The organism is Kitasatospora sp. NPDC004240 (genome assembly GCF_053603215.1).
In genome coordinates, this window is sequence record NZ_JBSGFD010000008.1 from 18065 (window position 1) to 41679 (window position 23615).

Here is a 23615-nt window from a genome sequence, read left to right on the forward strand (position 1 = left end):
AGGACATGGACCTGATCATCAGACGGACCTCATCAGGAGAGTCGTGGCGACCAGCACCAGCGTGCCGCCGAACATGGAGAGCGCGTACGTCCGCACGTAGCCGTTCTGGATGTGGCGCAGGCGGCCGGAGATGCCGCCGATCATCGCGGCCAGACCGTTGACGAAGCCGTCCAGGCCCTTGCTGTCGAAGTAGACCAGCGCGGCGGTGAGCGCCGAGCCGGGACGGACCAGGGCCGCGTGGTTGAAGTCGTCCTGCAGCAGGTCGCGGCGGGCGGCCCGGGTGAGCGGGGAGCCCACCGGGGGCACCACGGGGACGGCGGAGCGCCCGTACATCAGGTACGCCACGGCCACGCCGGCCGCCATGCAGACGGTGGCCAGCACGGTGACGGTGATCTCGGAGAGCGGGGAGTGCCCGTGCGCGTACCCGGTGACCGGCTCCAGCCAGTCCACGAAGGAGTCGTCGAGGACGAACAGGCCGCCCGCGAAGACCGAGCCGAAGGCCAGCACGATCATCGGGACGGTCATGCTCCGGGGCGACTCGTGCGGGTGCGGGTCGTTGCCCTGCTCGTCCGGCTGCCAGCGGCGCTCGCCGAAGAAGGTCAGGATCATCACCCGGGTCATGTAGAACGCGGTGACGGCGGCGCCGACCAGGGTGCAGAGACCGAGGATCCAGCCCTCGGTGCCGCCCTTGGCGAAGGCCGCCTCGATGATCTTGTCCTTGGAGAAGAAGCCGGACAGCCCCGGGAAGCCGATGATGGCCAGGTAGGCGAGACCGAAGGTGACGAAGGTGACCGGCATGTACTTGCGCAGGCCGCCGTAGTGACGCATGTTCACCTCGTCGTTCATGCCGTGCATGACCGAACCGGCGCCGAGGAAGAGCCCGGCCTTGAAGAAGCCGTGGGTCACCAGGTGCATGATCGCGAAGGCGTAGCCGATCGGGCCGAGACCGGCCGCCAGGATCATGTAGCCGATCTGCGACATGGTCGAGCCGGCCAGCGCCTTCTTGATGTCGTCCTTGGCACAACCGACGATCGCACCGAAGAGCAGCGTGACCGCGCCGACCACCACCACGGCGGTCTGGGCGTCCGGCGCCAGGTTGAAGATCGCACCGGAGCGGGTGATCAGGTAGACGCCGGCGGTCACCATGGTGGCCGCGTGGATCAGCGCGGAGACCGGGGTCGGGCCCTCCATCGCGTCCCCGAGCCAGGACTGCAGCGGGACCTGGGCGGACTTGCCGCAGGCCGCCAGCAGCAGCATCAGCCCGATCGCGGTCAGCTTGCCCTCGCTCGCCTGGGGCGCCGTGGCGAAGACCGGCCCGAACGCGAAGGAGCCGAACTCCACGAACATCAGCATGATCGCGATGGACAGGCCCATGTCGCCGACGCGGTTGACGATGAACGCCTTCTTGGCGGCCACCGCGGCGCTCGGCTTGTGCTGCCAGAAGCCGATGAGCAGGTACGAGGCCAGGCCCACGCCCTCCCAGCCGACGTACAGCAGCAGGTAGTTGTCCGCGATCACCAGCAGCAGCATCGCCGCCAGGAACAGGTTGAGGTAGGCGAAGAAGCGGCGCCGGCGCTCGTCGTGCGCCATGTAGCCCATCGAGTACAGGTGGATCAGGCTGCCGACACCGGTGATCAGCAGGACGAAGGTGATGGAGAGCTGGTCGATCCGGAAGGCCACGTCCGCCTGGAATCCGTTGACCGGGATCCAGGTGTACAGGTGCTCCGTGATGGTGCGCCGATCGGCCTCGCGGCCCAGCAGGTCCGAGAACAGGGCGAGCCCGAAACCGAAGGAGAGCGCCGCCAGCGCGGTGGCCAGCCAGTGGCCGAACCGGTCCAGCGCGCGGCCACCGAGCAGCAGCAGGGCGGCACCGGCCAACGGGGCCGCCACGAGCAGCGGAATGAGAGAGTTCACCGAGGGCCCTCCGCCTACAGCTTCATCAGGTTGCTGTCGTCGACCGAAGCGGAGTGCCTGGTCCGGAAGATGGACACGATGATGGCGAGGCCGACCACGACCTCGGCCGCCGCGACCACCATGGTGAAGAACGCGATGATCTGCCCGTCCAGGTTGCCGTGCAGCCGGGAGAAGGTGACCAGGGCCAGGTTCGAGGCGTTGAGCATCAGCTCGACGCACATGAACAGCACGATCGCGTTGCGCCGGATCAGCACACCGGCGGCGCCGATGGTGAACAACAGGGCGGAGAGGTAGAGGTAGTTGACCGGATTCACTCCGCACCTTCCTCGTGGTTGGGTACGGGTTCCAGGGCCTTGCGCCCGGCCGGCTCGCGCGGCCCCGCCACCGGCGGCCGCTCGGACGGCGGGCGGCCCAGCCAGTCGGCGGTGCTGGCCTCCAGCTCGGCCATCCGCTGCAGCATCTCCTGGCTGACGTCGCGGATCTGGCCCCGCTCGCGCAGGGTCCCCATGACGGAGTCCTCGGCGACGGTGCCGTCCGGCAGCAGGCCCGGGATGTCCACCGCGTTGTGCCGGGCGTACACGCCGGGGGCGGGCATCGGCGGCACCTGCAGGTTGTCCTTGACCCGCTGGGCGGCCAGCTCGCGCTGGGTCTTCGGGGCCGTCACGTGCTCGCGGTGGGTCAGCACCATGGCGCCGATCGCCGCGGTGATCAGCAGCGCGCCGGTGACCTCGAAGGCCCAGACGTACCGGGTGAAGATCAGCCGGGCCAGGCCCTGCACATTGCCCTCGGCGTTGGCCTCGGCGAGACCGGTGAAGGTGTCCAGCCCGGCGTTGGCGATGCCGGCGATCAGCAGGACGCCGAAGCCCAGCCCGCAGAGCACCGCGGCGAACCGCTGCCCCTTCAGCTGCTCCTTCAGCGAGTCGGCGCTGGTCACGCCGACCAGCATCACCACGAACAGGAAGAGCATCATGATCGCGCCGGTGTAGACAACGATCTGCACCACACCCAGGAAGACCGCGCCCTGGGCCATGTAACAGACCGCCAGCGCCAGCATGGTGGCGGCCAGGCAGAGCGCGCTGTGCACCGCCTTGCGCATCAGCAGCATGCCCAGCGCGCCGCCCACGGCGATCACCGCCAGCACCCAGAACTGCACGGCCTCCCCGGTGGAGGTCATGGACTCGGGGTTCACGGGTGCACCTCCTTCTCCCGCTCGGTGCGCTCCTGCCGCTCGGTGCCCGGCGCCGCCTGGGTGATCTCGCCCCGGTAGTAGGCGCCCTCGTCGGCACCCGGGAAGATCGCGTGCGGCGTGTCGACCATGCCCTCGGACAGGCCCACCAGGAGCTGCTCCTTGGTGAAGATGAGGTCCTTGCGCGAGGAGTCCGCCAGCTCGTACTCGTTGGTCATGGTGAGCGCGCGGGTCGGGCAGGCCTCGATGCAGAGCCCGCACAGGATGCAGCGGGCGTAGTTGATCTGGTAGACCGCGCCGTACCGCTCACCGGGCGAGTAGCGCTCCCCGTCGCGGTTGTCGGCGCCCTCGACGTAGATCGCGTCGGCCGGGCAGGCCCAGGCGCACAGCTCACAGCCGACGCACTTCTCCAGTCCGTCCGGGTGCCGGTTCAGCTGGTGACGGCCGTGGAAGCGCGGAGCGGTGGGCTTCTTCTGCTCCGGGTACTGCTCGGTGAGCCGCTTCTTGAACATGGCCTTGAAGGTCACGCCGAAGCCGGCGGCCGGGCCGAGAATCGACGGCTTGTCCGTCTCGTCGGACGACATCTCGGTTCAGCTCCCTTCGGAATGGTCGGCCCCGTTGAGGGCGTCCTGGAGTTGCTTCGGGGCGCGACTGCGCCGGCGCGGTACGGGCGGCAGCTCCTGGCCCGGCAGGGGGGGCACCGGATAGCCGCCGGCCATCGGGTCGAAGTCGCCGCCGTTCCCGTCCGCCGGCGCCTCGGGCCGCGGCCTGCTCCGGTACACGTCCCGGAGCAGGCCGATCAGCAGGATCCCGCCGACCGGGGCGCCGACGTAGAGCACCACCTCGCCGAAGCCGTAGCCCTCGTTGCGCAGGGCCCGGACGCTGGCCACCATCACCAGCCAGACCAGCGAGACCGGGATCAGCACCTTCCAGCCGAGCTTCATGAACTGGTCGTAGCGCAGCCGCGGCAGCGTGCCGCGCAGCCAGATGAAGAAGAACAGCAGCAGCTGGATCTTCAGGACGATCCAGAGCATCGGCCACCAGCCGTGGTTGGCCCCCTCCCAGAAGGTGGAGACCGGCCAGGGGGCCCGCCAGCCGCCCAGGAAGAGAGTCGCGGCGACCGCCGAGACGGTGACCATATTGACGTACTCCGCCAGCATGAACATCGCGAACTTCAGCGAGGAGTACTCGGTGTTGAAGCCGCCGACCAGCTCGCCCTCGGCCTCCGGGAGGTCGAACGGCGCCCGGTTGGTCTCCCCGACCATCGCGATGATGTAGACGATGAAGGAGACCGGCAGCAGCACCGCGAACCAGGTCGGCTGCTGCGAGGCGACGATCTCCGAGGTCGACATCGAACCCGAGTAGATGAACACCGCCGCGAAGGACAGGCCCATCGCGATCTCGTAGCTGACCATCTGCGCCGCCGAGCGCAGGCCACCCAGCAACGGGTACGTCGAGCCGGAGGCCCAACCCGCCAGCACGATGCCGTAGATGCCGACCGAGGCCACCGCCAGGATGTACAGCAGGGCGATCGGCAGGTCGGTGAGCTGGAGCGGGGTGCGGGTGCCGAAGATCGACACCTCGTTGCCGGGCGGGCCGAACGGGATCACCGCGAAGGCCATGAACGCCGGGATCGCGGAGACGACCGGGGCGAGGACGTAGACCGCCTTGTCGGCGTGCTTGACGACCAGGTCCTCCTTGAGGGCCAGCTTCACGCCGTCCGCGAGGGACTGCAGCATGCCCCAGGGACCGTGCCGGTTGGGCCCGATGCGCAGCTGCATCCAGGCCACCACCTTGCGCTCCCAGACGATCGCGATCAGCACCGTGCCGACCAGGAAGGCGAAGCAGAAGACCGCCTTGAGCAGCACCAGCCACCACGGGTCGTGGCCGAAGTAACCGAGGGTCTCGTACGCGGCGAGGTTCACTGCTGCTCCTCCTCGGCGGCGGCGGGGACGGCGTCCCGGACGGACTGCGCGGCGGACGGGGTGGCGGGCGTTCCGGGTGTTCCGGTGGCCGCGGGCGCTCCGGCCGCCGCGGGCGATCCGGCGGCCGCGCCGGTGGCTACGGTCGCTCCGGCGGACGTCTCGGGGGCGATGGTGACCAGGTGGCCCACGGTCGTCCCCAGGGTGCGGACGGCTCCGCCCGGGGTGGAGTTGAGCGGGACCCAGACGGTGCGGTCCGGGAGGTCCTTGGTGATCTCTAGCGGGAGCACCAGCGAACCGGCCGGCCCGGTCAGCCGCAGCGCGGCGGCGTCGGTCGCGCCGATCTCCTCGGCGGTGACCGGGGAGATCCGGGCGAACGCCGGGTGCCGGGTGCCGGCCAGGTTCGGGTCACCCTGCTGGAGCGAACCGTTGTCCAGCAGCATCCGCCAGCCCGCCAGCACCGCCTGGCCGGTGGCCGGCCGGGGCAGCAGCCCCGGGTGCGCGGCGGGGTCGGCCGGACGCTCGCCGCTCCACGGCGCGAGGTCGTTCAGCTCCACCCGGGCGGCCCGGACGTCGGGCAGGCCCAGCCGGTGGCCGAGCGCGTCGGCGAGCATGTTCAGCACCCGGACGTCCGTGTGCAGGTGACGGCCCATCTGCTGGTCCGGCTTGAGCGCCGCCTCGAAGAGCCGGACCCGGCCCTCCCAGTCCAGGAAGGTGCCCGCCTTCTCGGCGACCGCCGCGACCGGCAGCACCACGTCGGCGTGCGCGGTGACCGCGGACGGGCGCAGCTCCAGCGAGACCAGGAACGGCACGGTGGCCAGCGCCTCGTCGGCGAGCGCCGGGTCCGGCAGGTCGTCCGGGTCCACGCCGCCGACCAGCAGCGCGTCCAGCTCGCCCCGCGCGGCCGCGGCCAGGATCCGGTCGGTGTCCCGGCCGGGCCGGGACGGGAGGTCGGCCACGCCCCAGACGTCGGCGGCCTCGGCGCGGGCGTCCGGCGAGGTCACCGGACGGCCGCCGGGCAGCAGACCCGGCAGGGCGCCCGCCTCGACGGCGCCGCGCTCACCGGCCCGGCGCGGGATCCAGGCGATCCGGGCGCCGGTGGCGTGGGACAGCCGCAGCGCGGCGGTGAGCGCGCCGGGGGCGGCGGCGAGCCGCTCGCCGGCCAGGATCACGGCGCCGGGGGCGCGCAGCAGTTCGGCGGCGCGGCCGGCGTCGTCGCCCAGGGCCTCGTCGGCGGCCAGCGCGGCCAGCCACTCGGCCTCGGTGCCGGGGGCGGCCGGCAGCAGCGCGCCGCGCAGCTTGCCCAGGCCCCGGGAGGCGTACGCGGCGACCGAGAAGACCTTCAGGCCGGCGGCCCGGGTGGCCTTGCGCAGCCGCAGGAAGACGATCGGCGACTCCTCCTCGGGCTCCAGGCCCGCGAGCAGCACCGCCGGGGCGGCCTCCAGGTCGGCGTAGTCCACACCGTCCCCGGCCAGGTCGACGCCCCGGCCGGCCACGACGGCGGCCAGGAAGTCCTCCTCCTCGCCGCTGTGCGGGCGGGCCCGGAAGTCCACGTCGTTGGTGCCGAGCACCACCCGGGCGAACTTGGCGTAGCCGTACGCGTCCTCGACGGTGACCCGGCCCCCGGTGAGCACCCCGGTGCGGGCGCCGCGCAGGCCCTCGGCGGCCTTCGCCAGCGCCTCCGGCCAGGAGGCGGGCACGAGTTCGCCGTCCGCGCCGCGGACCAGCGGGGTGGTGAGCCGGTCGCGCTGCTGGGCGTAGCGGAAGGCGAAGCGGCCCTTGTCGCAGTTCCACTCCTCGTTGACCTCCGGGTCCTCCCCCGCCAGGCGGCGCAGGACCTTGCCGCGGCGGTGGTCGGTGCGCTGGGCGCAGCCGGAGGAGCAGTGCTCGCAGACGCTGGGCGAGGAGACCAGGTCGAACGGGCGGGAGCGGAAGCGGTAGGCCGCCGAGGTCAGCGCGCCGACCGGGCAGATCTGGATGGTGTTGCCGGAGAAGTACGACTCGAAGTCGTCGCCCTCGCCGGTGCCGACCTGCTGGAGGGCGCCGCGCTCGACCAGATCGATGAACGGGTCACCGGCGATCTGCTGGGAGAAGCGGGTGCAGCGGGCGCACAGCACGCAGCGCTCGCGGTCCAGCAGCACCTGGCTGCTGATCGGCACCGGCTTCTCGTAGGTGCGCTTCATCCCCTCGAAGCGGGAGTCGGTGTCACCGGTGGACATCGCCTGGTTCTGCAGGGGGCACTCGCCGCCCTTGTCGCAGACCGGGCAGTCCAGCGGGTGGTTGATCAGCAGCAGTTCCATCACGCCGCGCTGGGCCTTCTCGGCCACCGGCGAGCTGACCTGGGTACGGACCACCATGCCCTCGGCGACCGGGATGGTGCAGGACGCGACGGGCTTGCGCTGGCCCTCGACCTCGACGATGCACTGCCGGCAGGCGCCGGCCGGGTCGAGCAGCGGGTGGTCGCAGAAGCGCGGGATCTGGGTGCCGATCTGCTCGGCGGCCCGGATCACCAGGGTGCCCTTGGGCACCTGCACTTCGACGCCGTCGATGGTGAGCGTGACCAGTTCGACCGCGGCCTTGGAGGTGGATGGCTCTGTGATCGTCACGCGTGCACCTCCCTTTCGGTGGCGGACGGGTGGCCGGGGCGGGGGCCGTCGGCCCAGACGGTGGAGGCGGCCGGGTCGAACGGGCAGCGGCGCTCGTCGAGGTGCTGCTCGTACTCGGCCCGGAAGTGCTGGAGCGAGGAGACGATCGGGCTGGCCGCGCCGTCGCCGAGCGCGCAGAAGGACTTGCCGTTGATGTTGTCGGCGATGTCGAGCAGCTTCTCCAGGTCGCCCTGGACGCCCTGCCCGGCCTCGATCCGCTTCAGCAGCTGGACCAGCCAGTAGGTGCCCTCGCGGCACGGGGTGCACTTGCCGCAGGACTCGTGCGCGTAGAACTCGGTCCAGCGGGTCACCGCGCGGACCACGCAGGTGGTCTCGTCGAAGATCTGCAGCGCCTTGGTGCCGAGCATGGAGCCGGCCGCGCCGACGCCCTCGTAGTCCAGCGGGACGTCGAGGTGCTCATCGGTGAACATCGGGGTGGAGGAGCCGCCCGGGGTCCAGAACTTGAGCCGGTGACCGGGCCGGATACCGCCGGTGATATCCAGCAGCTGGCGCAGGGTGATGCCGAGCGGGGCCTCGTACTGGCCGGGGTTGGTGACGTGGCCGGAGAGCGAGTAGAGCGTGAAGCCGGGGGACTTCTCGGTGCCCAGGCCCTTGAACCACTCCTTGCCCCGGGCCAGGATCGGCGGCACCGAGGCGATCGACTCGACGTTGTTGACCACGGTCGGGCAGGCGTAGAGACCGGCGATGGCCGGGAACGGCGGACGCAGCCGGGGCTGGCCGCGACGCCCCTCCAGGGAGTCCAGCAGGGCTGTCTCCTCGCCGCAGATGTACGCGCCGGCACCGGCGTGCACCGTGATGTCGAGGTCGATGCCGGAGCCGAGGATGTTCCGGCCGAGGTAGCCGGCCTGGTAGGCCTCGGCCACCGCGGCCTGGAGCCGGCGCAGCACCGGGACGACCTCACCGCGCAGGTAGATGAAGGCATGGTCGCAGCGGATCGCGTACGAGGCGATGATCATGCCCTCGATCAGCGAGTGCGGGTTGGCGAACAGCAGCGGGATGTCCTTGCAGGTCCCCGGCTCGGACTCGTCCGCGTTGACCACCAGGTAGTGCGGCTTGCCGTCGTTCTGCGGGATGAACTGCCACTTCATGCCGGTGGGGAAGCCGGCGCCGCCGCGGCCGCGCAGGCCGGACTCCTTGACCAGGGCGATCACGTCGTCCGGCGGCATGGCCAGGGCCGCCTTGAGGCCCTCGTAGCCGGCGTGGCGGCGGTAGGTGGGGAGCGTCCAGGGGCGGGAGTCGTCCCAGGAGGCGGAGAGCACGGGGGTGAGCAGCTTCTCGGCCGGCTCGGCGGAGGTCATCACGCTTCGGTCCCTTCGTGGCGCGGCGACACGACCTTGGTGCCGCCGGTGCCGGGCAGCGCCTCGCCCTTCGCCAGGCGCAGGCCCGCGAGCGAGGGCGCGCCGCCGGCCCCGGACTCGTCGACGGCGCCGGGGCGCTCGTCGGGGAAGCCCGCCAGGATGCGGGCGGACTCCTTGAAGCTGCACAGCCGGGCACCGCGGGTGGGCCGGACCTCCCGGCCGGCGCGCAGCTGGTCGACCAGCTGCCTGGCGCTCTCCGGGGTCTGGTTGTCGAAGAACTCCCAGTTGACCATGACCACGGGGGCGTAGTCGCAGGCCGCGTTGCACTCGATGTGCTCGATCGAGATCTCGCCGTCCTCGGTGGTCTCGTTGTTGCGGATCCCGAGGTGCTGCTGGAGCTCGTCGAAGATCTGGTCGCCGCCGAGCACCGCGCACAGGGTGTTGGTGCAGACCCCGACGTGGTACTTCCCGGCGGGCCGGCGCCGGTACATCGTGTAGAAGGTGGCGACGGCGGTGACCTCGGCCGTGGTGAGGTCCAACTGCTCGGCGCAGAACCGGATCCCGGTCGGGCTGACGAAGCCCTCCTCCGCCTGCACCAGGTGCAGCAGCGGCAGCAGCGCGGAGCGGGCCACCGGGTAGCGGTCGATCAGCTCGCGGGCGTCGGCGGCCAGCCTGGCGTGCACCTCCTCGGGGTACGGCTTGGCCGGCATCGCCGGCAGTCCGAGCTCCACGCCCGGTCGGACGTTCGGGTTCACCGGTCCACGCCTCCCATCACCGGGTCGATCCCGGCCACCGCGACGATCACGTCGGCCACCTGGCCGCCCTCGCACATCGCCGCCATCGTCTGCAGATTGGTGAACGACGGATCCCGGAAGTGGACCCGGTACGGGCGGGTGCCGCCGTCGCTCACCACGTGCACCCCGAGCTCGCCCTTGGGCGACTCGACCGCCGCGTACGCCTGCCCGACCGGGACCCGGAAGCCCTCGGTGACCAGCTTGAAGTGGTGGATCAGGGCCTCCATCGAGGTGCCCATGATCTTGCGGATGTGGTCGAGCGAGTTGCCCATCCCGTCCGGGCCGACGGCCAGTTGGGCCGGCCAGGCGATCTTCTTGTCGGCCACCATGACCGGGCCGGGCCGCAGCCGGTCCAGGCACTGCTCGACGATCCGCAACGACTCCTTCATCTCCTCCAGGCGGATCAGGAACCGTCCGTAGGAGTCGGCGCTGTCGACCGTCGCCACCTCGAAGTCGTAGTCCTCGTAACCGCAGTACGGGTCGGACTTGCGCAGGTCGTGCGGCAGGCCGGTGGCCCGCAGGATCGGGCCGGTGGCGCCGAGCGCCAGGCAGCCCGGCAGGTCGAGGAAGCCGACGTCGACCAGGCGGGCCTTGAACACCGGGTTGCCGGTGGCGAGCTTGTCGTACTCGTGCATCCGGGAGCGCAGCGTCCGCACCGCCTCGCGGATCTGGTCGACGGCACCGGGCGGCAGGTCCTGGGCGAGTCCGCCGGGGCGGACGTACGCGTGGTTCATCCGCAGGCCGGTGACCAGCTCGAAGACGTCCAGGATGAGCTCGCGGTCACGGAAGCCGTAGATCATCAGGGTGGTGGAGCCGATCTCCATGCCGCCGGTGGCGAGGCACACCAGGTGCGAGGAGATCCGGTTGAGCTCCATCATCAGGACCCGGATGACGTTGGCGCGGTCCGGGACGTCCCCGGTGATGCCGAGCAGCTTCTCGACCGCCAGGCAGTACGCGGTCTCGTTGAACAGCGGGGTCAGGTAGTCCATGCGGGTCACGAAGGTGGTGCCCTGGACCCAGCTGCGGTACTCCATGTTCTTCTCGATGCCGGTGTGCAGGTAGCCGATGCCGCAGCGGGCCTCGGTCACCGTCTCGCCGTCGATCTCCAGGATCAGCCGCAGCACCCCGTGGGTGGACGGGTGCTGGGGACCCATGTTGACGATGATGCGCTCGTCGTCGGCACGGGCGACCGCGTCGACCACCTCGCCCCAGTCCCCGCCGGTGACGGTGAACACCCGGCCCTCGGTGGTCTCGCGGGCACCGGCCTGCTCGGCGCCGCCGACGTGCGCGGTGCTCTCGGCGTGGCTGCTCTCGGCGTTCGCGTGGCCTTCGGTGTTCGAGCGACCCTCGGCGTTGACGTGACCCTCGGCATTGGCGTGGCCGGAGGACCCGGTGTGCTCGGCTCGTGAGTGGTGCTGAGTGCTCATCAGCTGTACGACCTCCGCTGGTCGGGCGCCGGGATCTGGGCGCCCTTGTACTCGACGGGGATGCCGCCGAGCGGGTAGTCCTTGCGCTGCGGGTGGCCCAGCCAGTCGTCCGGCATCATGATCCGGGTGAGCGCCGGGTGGCCCTCGAAGACCAGGCCGAAGAAGTCGTAGGCCTCGCGCTCGTGCCAGTCGTTGGTCGGGTAGACGCTCACCACGGACGGGATCCGCGGATCGGCGTCCGGCGCCGTGACCTCCAGGCGGAGCAGCCGGCCGTGGGTGATCGAGCGCAGCTGGTAGACCGCGTGCAGCTCACGGCCCTTGTCGCCCGGGTAGTGCACGCCGCTCACGCCGAGGCAGAGCTCGAAACGGAGCGCCGGATCGTCCCGCAGCGTGCGGACGGCCCGCAGCAGGTGCTCGCGGTCGATGTGGAAGGTGAGCTCCCCCCGGTCGACCACGGTCTTCTCGATCACCTCGGCCGGGTCGAGCCCCTGCTCCTCCAGGGCGCCCTCGAACTCGTCGGCGATCTCGTCGAAAACCCCGCCGTAGGGCCGCTCCGAGGCGGACGGCAGCGCGATCGGCGCGACCAGGCCGCCGAAGCCCGAGGTGTCGCCGCTGCCCTGGGCGCCGAACATGCCCTGACGCTTGCCGACGACCTCGACGGGGATCTCCCGTCGGGCGGCGGGGACGTTCTCGCCGCCGTCGGCCGGGGTGTTGGGGGAGGTCATCGCAGCAGCCCCCGCATCTCGCTGACCGGGGTGGCCTGGAGGGCGAGCGCCTCACCCAGCTCCTCGGCACGGCGCTTGTTCACGCCGAGCGGCTCGTGCTGGATCTTGTCGTGCAGCTTCAGGATCGCGTCCATCAGCATCTCCGGGCGGGGCGGACAGCCCGGCAGGTAGATGTCCACCGGCACGATGTGGTCCACGCCCTGGACGATCGCGTAGTTGTTGAACATCCCGCCGGAGGAGGCGCAGACGCCCATCGAGATCACCCACTTCGGGTTGGCCATCTGGTCGTACACCTGCCGCAGCACCGGCGCCATCTTCTGGCTCACCCGGCCCGCCACGATCATCAGGTCGGCCTGCCGGGGCGAGCCCCGGAACACCTCCATGCCGAACCGGGCCAGGTCGTAGCGACCGGCGCCGGTGGTCATCATCTCGATCGCGCAGCAGGCCAGCCCGAAGGTCGCCGGGAAGAGCGATGACTTGCGCACCCAACCGGCGGCCGTCTCCACGGTCGTGAGCAGAAAGCCGCTCGGCAGCTTCTCCTCGATTCCCATCAGTTCCCTCTCAATGCCCTCAAGTCCTGTGGCTTGTCCACCCGTTCACAAGGCCGGCGGTCACATGGCGCGTACCGCGGCGGGCCCGGGGTCGGCCCCGGTGGTGAGTCCAGCGGTCAGTCCCACTCCAGACCGCCGCGCCGCCAGACGTAGGCGTAGGCGACGAAGACCGTGGCGATGAACAGGAGCATCTCGACCAGCCCGAAAATCCCCAGGGCGTCGAAGGTGACCGCCCACGGGTAGAGGAAGACGATCTCGATGTCGAAGACGATGAAGAGCATCGCCGTCAGGTAGTACTTGATCGGGAACCGACCGCCGCCCACGGGCTGCGGGGTCGGCTCGATGCCGCACTCGTACGCCTCCAACTTGGCCCGGTTGTAGCGCTTGGGGCCGGTCAGTGAGGCCATCACGACGGAGCCGACCGCGAACGCCGCCGCGATGGCACCGAGTACGAGGATCGGCGCGTAGGCATTCATAGCCCCCGCTCCCTCCGTCCAGTCGTCCTTGACTGCAGATCGGAACCGACGGGTCACGCTCTGGTGGACCCGCGTTCCAGTTCCCGAGATCCACCCCATGTGAGGCAGTTCACAAAGCCTGGAACGAGCGCATCCTATGCCCGTGCACTTGTGATCTGCGACACGCGCGTCAGAACGATCTTTGTGATCTGCGACACCTCGCGAATGGCGATGAAAGTGAACATGCCCAGAGTTATCAACACAAGGGAGTCAAATGGTCACAACCAGTCGCATTTATCAGTGAACCGGCTGGTCAGAGCCGCGTTCCTATATCAACTATGCGCCGCCCAGAGCAAATTTCTGGGCGCCAGGTTGACGTGTTATAGAGATCCACTCGGTCTCACTCGCAGGGGTGGAGATCGACGAACAGGCGCTTGACCCTTCGTTCACAAGCGCGCGAACGCGTGCGAGCGCGGTGGGTGAGAGCCGCACCGGAGCGGGCCGGGCCGGGCCGTGCCGCAGTGAAGCGGTGAGGCGGTACCCGGTGAAGCGGTACCCGGTGATGTGGTACCCGGTGATGTGGTGAAGCGGCGACGGCCGGGCCGCGATCCGGGTGGGCCGGGGCAGGGCGGGATCGGGGCACGAACGGGTGGGAGCGGGGTCGAGGCCGGAGCGGGGATGGGCGGGGCACCCCCGTGCAGCCGGCCGCCCGTGGGCTGCCGGGGCCGTTCTGCCGGGAGTTGCCGACCGCCAGGGCTACCCGCGGGCCGTCTCCCATGCCCAGGCCGCGATGCCGACCCGGTTTCGCGCGCCGATCTTGCGCTGGATCGTCGCGAGGTGGTTCTTCACCGTCCCTGCAGTGATGAAGAGTTGGGCTCCGATCTCGGCGTTGGTCGCGCCGTCGCCGACCAGACGGGCGATCTCGACCTCCCGTGCGGTCAGTGCTTCCTGGAGATCATGCTCCGCTCCTCCGTCCTTCCTCCGGCTCTCCGGCTTGGGCGGCTCGGCCAGTTGTCGCAGGAGCCGCACGGTGATCTGCGGGCTGATGAGAGCGTCGCCGGCCACGGCGGCGCGGACCGCCTCCGCCAGCAGCGTCGGCCCGGAACGCTTCAGCAGGAATCCCGCAGCCCCTGCGCGTAGGGCCGTGTGCACGTACTCGTCGAGGTCGAAGGTGGTCACCACGACCACCCGGAACTCCTCACCCAACTGCCGGGTGAGCTCCAAGCCGTCCAGCCGTGGCATCCGGATGTCCGCGAGGATGACGTCCGGCAGCAGCCGCCTGGCCTCCTCGATCGCGGCCACACCGTCGGCCGCCTCACCCACGACCACGAGGTCGGGCTGGGCGTCGAGAATGATCCGGTACGCGCTGCGGATCGCCTCGTCGTCGTCGGCCAGCAGGACCTTGATGCTCATCGGCCCTCCAAGGGCATCGTCGCGGCGACCCGCCAGCCACCGTCCTGCTCACGTCCGGCACTGAGCCGGCCGCCCAACGCCTCCACCCGGGCGGTCAGCCCGTCCAGTCCACTGCCGCCCCGACGCGGGCGGCCCCCCTGCGGCACCGGTGTGGTGCCGTCGTCGGTCACCGCCACCTCCAGTTGCCCTCCCGTCCGGCGCACCCGCACATCCACCGTGCGGGCGGCCGGTGCGTGGCGGCGGACGTTGGTCAGTGCCTCCACCACGATCCGGTACGCCGTCGCCGCCACCTCCCGGGGTATCTCCGGCCCCGTCGGCGGCACCTCCAGCCTCACCTCGGTGCCGCCCGCCCCGGTGAACCGCTCCGCGAGCTCGTAGAGTTCGGCGAGCCCGGGCTGCGGCCCGCGGCCGGCCCCGTCGCCCTCCTCCTCGGTACGCAGCAGATGGACCGTGCGGTCCAGCGAGGCCAGCGCCTGCTGCCCGGCCGCCTCTATCCGCTCGAACAGCGCCGCCGCCCGTACCGGGTCCGTTGCCGCGAGGACCATCCCCGCCTGGGCCTGCGCGACCATCCCGCTCACGTCGTGGGCCACGAAGTCGTGCAGGTCGTGGGCGAGTTCGATCCGTTGGACGCGCTTGGCCGCGGCCACCGAGCGTCGGCGGCTGTCGTCCAGCCCCCGCAGATAGCGTCCGGCCACGGCGGCCGGAACGGCGAAGACCGCGCCGAACCCCACGAGGGTCAGTACGTCGTCGGGGCCGCCCATGCCCTCGAACCGGGAGGGCCAGAGCGCCACCGCCATGCCCGCGGCCAGCGCCGCAGCCGGTCCCCGCCAGGCCTGCCCACTGCGCAGCGCCACCACCATCAGGACCAGCAGCGCAGCCAGCTCGACCAGCCCGAAGATCCCCGGCAGCCGGTCCGCCTCCACCCACCGGCCGGCCGCCCACACGGCGACGGTGATGGCCAGCGAGATCAGCCCCGTCGTCTCCATCACCACCTCCGTTCCGCGGCGCCGCCGCACGATCAGACCGATCAACGCGGTGATCGGGACGGCCACGGCCTCGAGTACCTGGACGATCAATTGGTTCCCCACACATCGTCAGAGTACGGATCTTCCGGCCGCTCCGCCTGTGCCGATCGGCACATTCTCCGGGGCCTCCGAGCGGCGAGAACCTGCCGATCGGCAACTGTTGCCGCTCACCGCCGGCCGACAGGCTTGAGACATCGATCCGGCCACCGGGGCCGGGACGGAGAGGAGTTCATCGCAATGTCCGCCACCGACGCCATGCCGACCACCCGCGGCGCCGTCCGCGCACCCTGGCGACGGCACGGCCGTCCGACCGTCGCCCCCGCCCCGCGCTGGGCCGTGCTCGCCGCCAAGACCACCGTGTGGACCACCGTTCCGTCCGGCTTCTGGCGGGTCGCCCTCGGGCTGGGGATCCCGGTGGGATTCAGTGGTGAGACGGGCGAGCTCTGGGAACGGCACTGCCCCGGTTGGGGCACCGCCTACGTGATCGTGCTCAGCGGGCTCGCCGAGCTCGTGGCCTTCCTCACCGTCGGGCTGGTCCGGCCCTGGGGCGAGGTGGTCCCCCGCTGGATCCCACTGCTCGGCGGGCGCCGGGTCCGGCCGCTGGCCGCGATCGTCCCGGCCGCCGTGGGCTCGGCCATACTCACCGTGATCGGTACGGGCGCCCTCTTCGGCGGCTGGAGCGAGAACATGAGCAGCCCGGACTCCCCGCACGGCCTCGCGGGTCTGGTGATGACCCTCTGCTACCTGCCGATGCTGGCCTGGGGCCCGCTGGTCGCGATCGTCACCTTCGACTACGCCCGCCGCACCCTGGCCCGCCGATGACGACCCGGCGCGACGCGACGCACGAGGGCCGGTCCCACCTCCGCCCCGCCCGTCCGGCTCAGGCTCGTCCGACTCAGGCCCGCTCGGGTACGGCGGCCCGCGGCTCCCCAGGGGCGGCCGCGCGGCGGCCCCACTCGGTGCCCACCAGCACCAGGGCGCCGCCGAGGAGGGCCAGCGGGCCGAGGTGGTCGCCCGCGAGCGTGATCCCGAAGACGGCGGCCCAGAGCGGCTCGGTACCGAGCAGCAGGCTGACCCTCGACGGCGAGGTGGCACGAACGGCCCACATCTGCACGAAGAAGGCGAACAGCGTGCAGAGCAGCGAGAGGTGCAGCAGCCAGGCCCACTGCGCCGGGCCGAGGGAGGAGGCGAGGGTCCAGGGCGCCGGCCCGACGAACGGCGAGACGACGACGAACAGCGCGGTCGCCGTGGCCAGCTGGACCCAGGTGACGGCGAGCGAGTCGGTGTCGCGGATCGCCCGGATGCGTGCCATCGCGAGCACGTGCACGGTCCGTACGACGGCCGCGCCGAGGATGAGCAGATCCCCCGATGTCGGTGGCTTCAGCCCGCCTCCCCCGGTGAGCAGGGCGACCCCGACCACCGAGAGCGCGGCCGCCGCAAGGAAGGCCCGGGGCAACGGCGTCCGTGCGAGGGCGCTCTCGGCCAGCGGGGTGAACACCATCGTGAGGCTGATGATCAGCCCGGCATTGGTCGCGGAGGTGTGGACCGCACCGTAGGTCTCCAGCAGGAAGATCCCGCCCAGCACCAGCCCGAGCGCCGCCCCGCCCAACCACTCCGCCCGCCGGAGCCCGCGCAGCACCCGCCACGCGACCACTCCGAGCACCGGAAGCACCAACCCGAAGCGCAGCACCAGCATCGCCACCACCGTCCCCGGTTCGGCGACCCGTTGCACCGCCAGGAAGCTCGACCCCCACACCACGGCCACCAGCAGGACCGGAAGATCGCGTGTGAACCCGGAGGAGGAACGCATGGACAACGTCGATGACACGGACGAGGAACTCAACAGGACCTCCGAAGCGGCGGTACGAACGGAATCGGTGGGCGAGATTCCCGTACGGCGTCGGACGGATCCCGGGGTCAGATCGAGAGGTCCGCCATCCTCCCGCACCACCCCTCGGGCGATCAATGGTTTTGCCCGTCTACCGGATCGCAACCCGGGCATGGATGATGTCGCCATGACAAGCAAGCCGTCCACCACCCACCGGAAGGCAAGCCAAGTGAAGCGCAGGAACTGGGCGTTGACCGTCGCCGCCGCGACCGCCCTCCCGCTAACCGTCGGCACCGGCACCGCCGTCGCGGACACCCCGTCGACCGCGCCGGACACCCCGGCCGTCACCTGCACCTACACACCGGCCGTACCGGCCGACAACTTCAAGGGCATACCCGTCTTCGACGCCAAGAAGGCCGCCAAGCCCTACAAGGCCACCATCAGGACCAGTCAGGGCCCGATCACCTTCCAGGCGCTCACCGACAAGGCCCCGTGCACCACCTTCTCCTTCCGCTTCCTCGCGGAACGGGACTACTTCGACCGCAGCCACTGCCACCGGCTCACCACGCAGCGGATCTTCGTCCTGCAGTGCGGCGACCCGACCGGTACCGGGAGCGGCGGTCCGGGCTACTCCTTCCCGGACGAGAACCTGACCGGCGCCACCTACCCGGCCGGCACCGTCGCCATGGCCAACGCCGGGCCGAACACCAACGGCAGCCAGTTCTTCATCGTCTGGAAGGACACCAAGCTCTCCCCCGCCTACACCCCCTTCGGCAAGGTCACGGCGGGCCTGGACGTCCTCCAGAAGATCGCCGCCGGTGGCGAGGACGACCAGAACGGCCCCGGCGACGGCTTCCCGACCCTCCCGGTCAACATCCGCAACGTGAAGATCAGCTCCCGCTGATCCCAGGCCCGCCGGCCACCCCGGGGCCCTCCGCCACCAATGCCCGGCCGGTCCCCGGCACCCGGCGGGTCCCGGACCCCGACGACCCCGGACCCCGACGACCCCGGACCCCGGCAGGCCTCCGGGGACTCGGGACGCCCCGGGACCCGGCGCGCTCCGCGGGGATGCGGGGTGCGCGCCGGCGGGTCGGCGCCGGGCCGGTGAGCGCGGGTCGCTCCCGTACGGTGGTGAGGTCGTCCGGAAGACCTCACACCGCACGGGAGCCAGCGCACATGGACCGCAGGATCTGGGAGAGCGTCGAGCACGTCGTCGCCTGGCTGGACGAGGAGAGCGAGCTCGCGCCCGAACAGGAGCGGCTGCTGCGGATCCTGAAGCTCTCCGAAGAGGTCGGCGAGGTCGGACAGGCCGTGATCGGAGCGACCGGCCAGAACCCCAGAAAGGGGGTCACCCACACCTGGGAGGACGTCCAGGACGAACTGTGCGACGTGGTCTTCTCCGCGTTGATCGCCCTGCGCACCCTCACCCCGGACGCCGCACGGGTCTTCGAGGAGCGCCTGTCCTACGTCGAGCAGCGCTCGGCGTCCGGCCGCCGGAGCTGACCGCGATCTCCCCAACTCCCCTAGGGGCACTGTTGATTCGGGCGCGGCCGACCGCTTTGATGGGCCTCGTGACGACGGACTCAGTGGTACTGGTGACCGATCACGGTGAGCAGGAGGGGAGCCGCGCGATCCTGGCCGAGGCGATACGCCGGGTGACCGGCGAGCGCCCGATCTGCCTGGACGCGCGGGACTTCGTCCCCTCGGGCAGCGGACGGGCAAGGCTCGCCCGGGGCCGTCTGCGGTTGGAGGCGGGTGACGCCGTGGTCTCCGGCCCGGCCGCCGTCCTGCTGTACGAGATACCCCCGGCCGGACGGCCCGCGCTGGAGCCGCTCCAGGAGCTGCTGGCCGTCTCGGGGGTGCCGTGCCTCGGCACGCAGGCCGCCGCCTGGCGCGCCGCCGGCGACAAGGAACTGATGGTCAAGGCCTTCACCGCCGCCGGGATACCGCAGATGCCCTCACTCTGCCTGCCCCCGGACGCCGGCGACCAAGCCGCCCTGGACGCGTTCGAGGAACTGGACCGGGACGTCTGGACGCGCCCGGTCTCGGGGATGGGCGGGCGGGACGTCTTCCACGTCACCACGCCGTCCGCTCTCCAGGAGGCGGCCGCCTGCTACGCGTCCGCAGGGCAGCGATGGCTGCTCACCCGCGACGCACGGAACTTCAACCCGGCCGGTCTGCGGCATCAGTACCGGGTGGTCGTCCTGCGCGGCCGGGTGATCTGGGTCGCCGAGCACGTCCAGCCCTCTCCGGACGCACCCTGCAACGTCGCCCAGGGCGCCACCTCGACGCCCCTGCCCCCGGAGGCCCTGCCACCCCACCTGCACCGGGTGGCGGAGGCGGCGACGGCGGCGGTCGGACTGCCGTTCGCCGGCGTCGACCTCGCGGCCGAGAGCGGAGGCGTGGTCTTCGAGGTCAACGTCCACCCCGCCTTCGGAGCCGAAGGCGCCCTCGAAGGTCTCGCGATCCCCTACGTCCAGGCGCACTTGGGCTGACTCCGGCCCACCCACCGGGCAGCTCGTACCCGACCACCCGACCAGCACCCGACCACCCGACCAGCACCCGACCAGCACCCGACCACCCGATCAGCACCTGGCCAGCCCTGACCAGCCCTGACCAGCACCCGGGCACCGGCCATCACCGGCAACCCACCCAGCCGCCAACCCACCGAGTCACCCGCGCCGCAGTTCGTCGACCGCCTTCCGCAGCCGGGCCTCGCGGCCGGCGGCCGTACGGGCCTTCAGCAGCGGGAGGATGAGGCGGTAGCGGGTGGTGCGGTCCAGCGCCTCGAACCGGGCAGCCGCGTCGGGGGCCTCGGCGAGAGCGGCGGCCAGGTCGGACGGGACGGCGACATCGCGCTGGGCGGCGTAGGCCGCGTCCCAGCGCCCGTCGGCCCGGGCGGCGGCGACCTCGGCGAGTCCGGGTGGCCGCATGCGTCCGGCAGCGGTGAGCGCCTCGACGCGCTCGACGTTCCGGCGGGACCACGGGCTGCCCTTACGACGGCGGGAGTACCGCTGCAGAAAGCAGTCGCGGTCGAGAGACCGGCGGTGGCTGTCGATCCAGCCGTAGCAGAGCGCGACCTGTAGCGCCTGTTCGACGGTGACCGAGGCGACGGCCGAGCCCTTCTTCGCGATCTTCAGCCAGGCGCCGCCCTCGTCCTCGTGGTGCTCGGCGAGCCAGGACTCCCACTGCGCCGCGTCCGCGAAGTGCATCCCCGCGGGCGGCGTCCCCTGCGCGTCGGTCATCGGTCCAGCATCTCCAGGTAGTGCTGGTTGTGCATGATGCCGAGCACATTGCCGAAAGGATCGATCACGGAGGCGGCGACGAAGCCGGGCCCGTACTCGGTCAGTGGCGTGTACGGGGTCGCGCCCATGGCCAGCAGTCGGTCGAGGGAGGCCCGGACGTCGTCGACGTGCCAGTGGAGGATCGCGCCGCCCGGGGTGGCGGAGGCGGTCGGCGGGGCGAAGCGGCGGGAGATGAGGCCGAGTTCGGCCTGGTGGTCGCCGATCCGGAACTCGTAGTAGACGACGGAGAGGCCCGGACCTCCCGAGCGCTGGAAGTACGGTTCGACGCCGAGCAGTTCGACGTACCAGCCCTTGGCGGCCTCCAGGTCGTCGGCCCAGAAGTTCACGGTGGCCGGTCCTCGCAGCACGGGGGGTCCTCTCGTCCGGTTCGCCGCTCCGGTGGGGGCGACAGAAACCATCCTCCGACCTAAAGTGCTCACTGTCCGAGCACTTTGCCGTGGAGCTTCCGAGCTGCGCGGTTTTCCGAGCCGTGGAGCTTCCGAGCTGCGCGGTTTTCCGAGCCGTGCAGTTTCCGAGCATCCGGGGGGCCGGGAGACATGCGAGCCGACCGGATCGTCGCAGCCCTGCTGTTCCTCCAAGCCCGCGGCCGGGTGACCGCCGCCGAGCTGGCCGAGGAGTTGGAGGTGTCCGTCGCCACCGCCCGCCGCGACCTGGAGGCGATGTCCGCAGCCGGCATCCCGGTCTACCCTCAGCCCGGGCGCGGTGGCGGCTGGTCGCTCGTCGGCGGCGCCCGTACCGACCTCAGCGGGCTGTCGGCCGACGAGGCGCAGGCACTGTTCCTGCTCCTCGGACCGGCCGTGGCCACCTCCACCGCCGCCGGCCCCACCACCGCCGGCCCCACCACCGCAGCGGGCTCCGACATAACCAATTCCGCCGCCGGCCCCACCGCGGCCACCCGCCCCGGCGCTCCGGCCGCGACCAGGGCCGCTCTGCGCAAATTGGTGCGCGCCCTGCCGGAGACGTTCCGGGCGGACGCCGAGGCCGCCGTCGGCGCCACCCTGTCCGACCCCACCCGGTGGGGCGAGGTCGACCGGAGCAGGCCGGAGAAGGTCGAGTTGCTCCAGTCAGCGGTGGTCCGCCGGCGGAAGGTCCGGCTGAGCTACACCAACGGCGCCGGGGAGCGCACCGAGCGGCTGGTCGACCCGTGGGGCCTGGTCGACAAGGACGAGGTCTGGTACCTGCTCGCCGGCACCGACCGCGGCCGGCGCACCTTCCGGGTCGACCGGATCACCGAGGCGGAGACCACCGGGGACCCGGCCGAGCGTCCGGACGACTTCACGCTCGCCACCGCGTGGCGGGAGGTCGTCGGCGAGGTGGAGGAACGGCGGTCGCGCACCTGGGCGACGGTGCTGCTGGGGAGCGAGCACGTCCGGGTCCTGCGTGACCGGTTCGGGCGGCACTGCCGGGTCGAGGGCGGAACGGACGACGGGCGCATCCGGGTCCGACTCGGCGCGCCCACCCCGCTGGACCTCGCCCGGCACCTGGCCGGCTGGGGCGCGCTGGTCGAGGTGGTCGAGCCGCCCTCCGTCCGGACCGAACTGGCCCGGCTCGGAGCCGAGCTCACCCGGCAGTACGGATGACGGCCCACCACCACCCGGCCCACCACCACCCGGCCGAGAACCGACCGGCCCACCACCGACCGGCCGGCAACCGACCGCACACGCCGGCCGGCCGTCGGCCGGCACCCTCGCAGAAGCCCGGACTCAGGCGTTCGGAGCCGCCTTGGCGAGGCCGTTGATGATGCGGTCCATGGCGTCGCCGCCCTGGGGGTCGGTGAGGTTGGCGAGCAGCTTGAGGACGAACTTCATCAGCATCGGGTGGGTCAGGCCGCGCTGGGTGGCGAGCTGCATGACCTTGGGGTTGCCGATGAGCTTCACGAAGCCGCGGCCGAGCGTGTAGTAGCCGCCGTAGACGTCCTTGAGGATGCGCGGGTACGCCTGCAGGGCCCGCTCGCGGCCGGCCTCGGTGACCCGGGCGTGGGCCTGGACGATGACCCCGGCGGCGATCTGCCCGGATTCCATCGCGTAGGCGATGCCCTCGCCGTTGAACGGGTTGACCATGCCGCCCGCGTCGCCGACCAGCAGCAGGCCGCGGGTGTAGTGCGGCTGGCGGTTGAAGGCCATCGGCAGGGCCGCGCCGCGGATCGGGTCGGTCATGTTCTCCGGCGTGTAGCCCCACTCCTCGGGCATGCTGGCGCACCAGGCCTTCAGCACCTCGCGCCAGTCCAGCTCGCCGAAGGCGGGCGAGGAGTTGAGGATGCCGAGGCCGACGTTGGAGGTGCCGTCGCCCATGCCGAAGATCCAGCCGTAGCCGGGCAGCAGCTTGCGCTGCCCGCCCCGGGTGTCCCACAGCTCCAGCCAGGACTCCAGGTAGTCGTCGGAGTGGCGCGGGGAGGTGAAGTAGGTCCGGTAGGCGACGCCCATCGGGCGGTCCTCGCGGCGGTGCAGGCCCATCGCGAGGGAGAGCCGGGTGGAGTTGCCGTCGGCGGCGACCACCAGCGGGGCCCGGAAGGTGACCGGGCGCTTCTCGTCGCCGAGCTTGGCGGTGACGCCGACGATCCGGCCGGTGCGGTCGTCCAGCACCGGGCCGCTGACGTTGCACCGCTCGTACAGGCGGGCGCCGGCCTTCTCCGCCTGACGTGCCAGCAGCTCGTCGAAGTCGGCGCGCTTGCGGACCAGCCCGTAGTCGGGGAAGGACGAGAGCTCGGGCCAGTCGAGCTCCAGCCGGACGCCGCCGCCGATGATCCGCAGGCCCTTGTTGTGCAGCCAGCCGTTCTCGGTCGAGACGTCGATGCCCATGTCGACCAGCTGCTTGGTGGCGCGCGGGGTGAGGCCGTCACCGCAGACCTTCTCGCGCGGGAAGGCCGTCTTCTCCAGCAGCAGCACGTCGAGCCCGGCCTGGGCCAGGTAGTACGCGGTGGTGGCGCCCGCCGGGCCGGCACCGACCACGATGACGTCGGCGGTGCTCTCGACGGCCCCTGCGCTCAGGTCGACTGCGGTCTCGGACACGGTGGGCACACTCCTGCTGCGGGTTCGGCTGGGCTTGGACGAGTCTACGAGGCCTGACGCGGGCCGATCCGGTCCGAGCGGCACCCGGGACGGAATCC

General features: G+C 71.4%; 23 protein-coding genes. 5 read left to right on the forward strand and 18 right to left on the reverse strand.

What is annotated here, in order from left to right; translation table 11 throughout:
- Window positions 1–18: 18 nt before the first annotated feature.
- The 14 genes from nuoL to ACWEQL_RS03980 form a co-directional block, all read right to left on the reverse strand.
- Window positions 19–1914 carry an NADH-quinone oxidoreductase subunit L gene (nuoL, locus tag ACWEQL_RS03915; protein WP_452148551.1) on the reverse strand — a complete coding sequence of 632 codons (1896 nt, stop codon included), beginning with the start codon at window positions 1912–1914 and terminating at the stop codon, window positions 19–21.
- Window positions 1915–1928: 14 nt separating this feature from the next.
- A complete protein-coding gene (gene nuoK, locus ACWEQL_RS03920) occupies window positions 1929–2228 on the reverse strand; it encodes an NADH-quinone oxidoreductase subunit NuoK (protein WP_452148552.1) in 300 nt (99 codons plus the stop codon).
- Complete coding sequence (locus ACWEQL_RS03925; RefSeq protein ID WP_452148620.1) at window positions 2225–3088, reverse strand: NADH-quinone oxidoreductase subunit J; 864 nt, start codon at window positions 3086–3088, stop codon at window positions 2225–2227. Before ACWEQL_RS03925 ends, nuoK begins: the two co-directional genes overlap by 4 nt.
- A gap of 11 nt (window positions 3089–3099) precedes the next feature.
- Entirely contained in the window at window positions 3100–3684 is a 585-nt protein-coding gene (gene nuoI, locus ACWEQL_RS03930; RefSeq protein WP_452148553.1) for an NADH-quinone oxidoreductase subunit NuoI, read from the reverse strand.
- Between the two features lie 6 nt (window positions 3685–3690).
- Entirely contained in the window at window positions 3691–5025 is a 1335-nt protein-coding gene (gene nuoH / locus ACWEQL_RS03935) for an NADH-quinone oxidoreductase subunit NuoH (protein ID WP_452148554.1), read from the reverse strand.
- Complete coding sequence (locus ACWEQL_RS03940) at window positions 5022–7628, reverse strand: NADH-quinone oxidoreductase subunit G (protein WP_452148555.1); 2607 nt, start codon at window positions 7626–7628, stop codon at window positions 5022–5024. Before ACWEQL_RS03940 ends, nuoH begins: the two co-directional genes overlap by 4 nt.
- Window positions 7625–8986: an NADH-quinone oxidoreductase subunit NuoF gene (gene nuoF / locus ACWEQL_RS03945; protein ID WP_452148556.1), complete on the reverse strand. Its 1362-nt coding sequence runs from the start codon at window positions 8984–8986 to the stop codon at window positions 7625–7627. The genes ACWEQL_RS03940 and nuoF overlap by 4 nt, the downstream gene beginning before the upstream one ends.
- The gene (nuoE, locus tag ACWEQL_RS03950; RefSeq protein WP_452148621.1) at window positions 8986–9696 is read right to left on the reverse strand and encodes an NADH-quinone oxidoreductase subunit NuoE; all 711 of its coding nucleotides are present in this window, start codon (window positions 9694–9696) and stop codon (window positions 8986–8988) included. The genes nuoF and nuoE overlap by 1 nt, the downstream gene beginning before the upstream one ends.
- 41 nt (window positions 9697–9737) lie before the next feature.
- Window positions 9738–11207, reverse strand: coding sequence for an NADH-quinone oxidoreductase subunit D (locus ACWEQL_RS03955; protein WP_452148557.1), 1470 nt, complete (start codon window positions 11205–11207; stop codon window positions 9738–9740).
- On the reverse strand, window positions 11207–11932 hold the full coding sequence (locus ACWEQL_RS03960) for an NADH-quinone oxidoreductase subunit C (protein ID WP_452148558.1): 726 nt from the start codon (window positions 11930–11932) through the stop codon (window positions 11207–11209). Before ACWEQL_RS03960 ends, ACWEQL_RS03955 begins: the two co-directional genes overlap by 1 nt.
- Window positions 11929–12483 (reverse strand): NuoB/complex I 20 kDa subunit family protein, encoded by a 555-nt coding sequence (locus ACWEQL_RS03965; RefSeq protein WP_328955500.1) that lies wholly within the window; start codon window positions 12481–12483, stop codon window positions 11929–11931. Before ACWEQL_RS03965 ends, ACWEQL_RS03960 begins: the two co-directional genes overlap by 4 nt.
- Before the next feature lie 116 nt (window positions 12484–12599).
- Window positions 12600–12959, reverse strand: coding sequence for an NADH-quinone oxidoreductase subunit A (locus ACWEQL_RS03970; protein WP_030060100.1), 360 nt, complete (start codon window positions 12957–12959; stop codon window positions 12600–12602).
- A 735-nt stretch (window positions 12960–13694) separates the two neighbouring features.
- Window positions 13695–14351, reverse strand: coding sequence for a response regulator (locus ACWEQL_RS03975; RefSeq protein ID WP_452148559.1), 657 nt, complete (start codon window positions 14349–14351; stop codon window positions 13695–13697).
- Entirely contained in the window at window positions 14348–15439 is a 1092-nt protein-coding gene (locus ACWEQL_RS03980; protein ID WP_452148560.1) for a sensor histidine kinase, read from the reverse strand. The genes ACWEQL_RS03975 and ACWEQL_RS03980 overlap by 4 nt, the downstream gene beginning before the upstream one ends.
- Before the next feature lie 174 nt (window positions 15440–15613).
- Here ACWEQL_RS03980 and ACWEQL_RS03985 point away from each other — a divergent pair, with 174 nt between their 5' ends.
- Window positions 15614–16198, forward strand: coding sequence for a hypothetical protein (locus ACWEQL_RS03985; protein ID WP_452148561.1), 585 nt, complete (start codon window positions 15614–15616; stop codon window positions 16196–16198).
- 73 nt (window positions 16199–16271) lie between these two features.
- Here ACWEQL_RS03985 and ACWEQL_RS03990 read toward each other — a convergent pair whose 3' ends face one another.
- Entirely contained in the window at window positions 16272–17186 is a 915-nt protein-coding gene (locus tag ACWEQL_RS03990; protein ID WP_452148562.1) for a DMT family transporter, read from the reverse strand.
- A 205-nt stretch (window positions 17187–17391) separates the two neighbouring features.
- Here ACWEQL_RS03990 and ACWEQL_RS03995 point away from each other — a divergent pair, with 205 nt between their 5' ends.
- From ACWEQL_RS03995 to ACWEQL_RS04005, 3 genes are all read left to right on the forward strand, one after another.
- The gene (locus ACWEQL_RS03995; protein ID WP_452148563.1) at window positions 17392–18108 is read left to right on the forward strand and encodes a peptidylprolyl isomerase; all 717 of its coding nucleotides are present in this window, start codon (window positions 17392–17394) and stop codon (window positions 18106–18108) included.
- Window positions 18109–18380: 272 nt separating this feature from the next.
- Window positions 18381–18707 (forward strand): MazG-like family protein, encoded by a 327-nt coding sequence (locus ACWEQL_RS04000; protein WP_452148564.1) that lies wholly within the window; start codon window positions 18381–18383, stop codon window positions 18705–18707.
- Window positions 18708–18775: 68 nt separating this feature from the next.
- On the forward strand, window positions 18776–19699 hold the full coding sequence (locus tag ACWEQL_RS04005) for an ATP-grasp domain-containing protein (RefSeq protein ID WP_452148565.1): 924 nt from the start codon (window positions 18776–18778) through the stop codon (window positions 19697–19699).
- Between the two features lie 177 nt (window positions 19700–19876).
- Here the strand turns inward: ACWEQL_RS04005 and ACWEQL_RS04010 are convergent, their stop codons facing one another.
- Both ACWEQL_RS04010 and ACWEQL_RS04015 read right to left on the reverse strand, forming a co-directional pair.
- A complete protein-coding gene (locus ACWEQL_RS04010) occupies window positions 19877–20449 on the reverse strand; it encodes a YdeI/OmpD-associated family protein (RefSeq protein WP_452148566.1) in 573 nt (190 codons plus the stop codon).
- Window positions 20446–20856 (reverse strand): VOC family protein, encoded by a 411-nt coding sequence (locus ACWEQL_RS04015; protein ID WP_452148567.1) that lies wholly within the window; start codon window positions 20854–20856, stop codon window positions 20446–20448. Before ACWEQL_RS04015 ends, ACWEQL_RS04010 begins: the two co-directional genes overlap by 4 nt.
- A gap of 189 nt (window positions 20857–21045) precedes the next feature.
- On the opposite strand from ACWEQL_RS04015, the gene ACWEQL_RS04020 reads away from it, so the two are divergent.
- Complete coding sequence (locus tag ACWEQL_RS04020; RefSeq protein ID WP_452148568.1) at window positions 21046–22089, forward strand: helix-turn-helix transcriptional regulator; 1044 nt, start codon at window positions 21046–21048, stop codon at window positions 22087–22089.
- A 123-nt stretch (window positions 22090–22212) separates the two neighbouring features.
- Here the strand turns inward: ACWEQL_RS04020 and ACWEQL_RS04025 are convergent, their stop codons facing one another.
- On the reverse strand, window positions 22213–23496 hold the full coding sequence (locus ACWEQL_RS04025; RefSeq protein WP_452148622.1) for a geranylgeranyl reductase family protein: 1284 nt from the start codon (window positions 23494–23496) through the stop codon (window positions 22213–22215).
- Window positions 23497–23615: the final 119 nt, after the last annotated feature.

Coding starts and splice junctions, on each gene's coding strand:
- ACWEQL_RS04020 (WP_452148568.1), top strand. CDS start 21,046: ATGCGAGCCGACCGGATCGTCGCAGCCCTGCTGTTCCTCCAAGCCCGC.
- ACWEQL_RS03990 (WP_452148562.1), bottom strand. CDS start 17,186: ATGCGTTCCTCCTCCGGGTTCACACGCGATCTTCCGGTCCTGCTGGTG.
- nuoF (WP_452148556.1), bottom strand. CDS start 8,986: ATGACCTCCGCCGAGCCGGCCGAGAAGCTGCTCACCCCCGTGCTCTCC.
- ACWEQL_RS03955 (WP_452148557.1), bottom strand. CDS start 11,207: ATGAGCACTCAGCACCACTCACGAGCCGAGCACACCGGGTCCTCCGGC.
- ACWEQL_RS03985 (WP_452148561.1), top strand. CDS start 15,614: ATGTCCGCCACCGACGCCATGCCGACCACCCGCGGCGCCGTCCGCGCA.
- ACWEQL_RS03970 (WP_030060100.1), bottom strand. CDS start 12,959: ATGAATGCCTACGCGCCGATCCTCGTACTCGGTGCCATCGCGGCGGCG.
- nuoI (WP_452148553.1), bottom strand. CDS start 3,684: ATGTCGTCCGACGAGACGGACAAGCCGTCGATTCTCGGCCCGGCCGCC.
- ACWEQL_RS04010 (WP_452148566.1), bottom strand. CDS start 20,449: ATGACCGACGCGCAGGGGACGCCGCCCGCGGGGATGCACTTCGCGGAC.
- ACWEQL_RS03965 (WP_328955500.1), bottom strand. CDS start 12,483: ATGGGAATCGAGGAGAAGCTGCCGAGCGGCTTTCTGCTCACGACCGTG.
- nuoE (WP_452148621.1), bottom strand. CDS start 9,696: ATGCCGGCCAAGCCGTACCCCGAGGAGGTGCACGCCAGGCTGGCCGCC.
- ACWEQL_RS03960 (WP_452148558.1), bottom strand. CDS start 11,932: ATGACCTCCCCCAACACCCCGGCCGACGGCGGCGAGAACGTCCCCGCC.
- ACWEQL_RS03925 (WP_452148620.1), bottom strand. CDS start 3,088: ATGACCTCCACCGGGGAGGCCGTGCAGTTCTGGGTGCTGGCGGTGATC.
- ACWEQL_RS04000 (WP_452148564.1), top strand. CDS start 18,381: ATGGACCGCAGGATCTGGGAGAGCGTCGAGCACGTCGTCGCCTGGCTG.
- ACWEQL_RS03975 (WP_452148559.1), bottom strand. CDS start 14,351: ATGAGCATCAAGGTCCTGCTGGCCGACGACGACGAGGCGATCCGCAGC.
- ACWEQL_RS03995 (WP_452148563.1), top strand. CDS start 17,392: ATGACAAGCAAGCCGTCCACCACCCACCGGAAGGCAAGCCAAGTGAAG.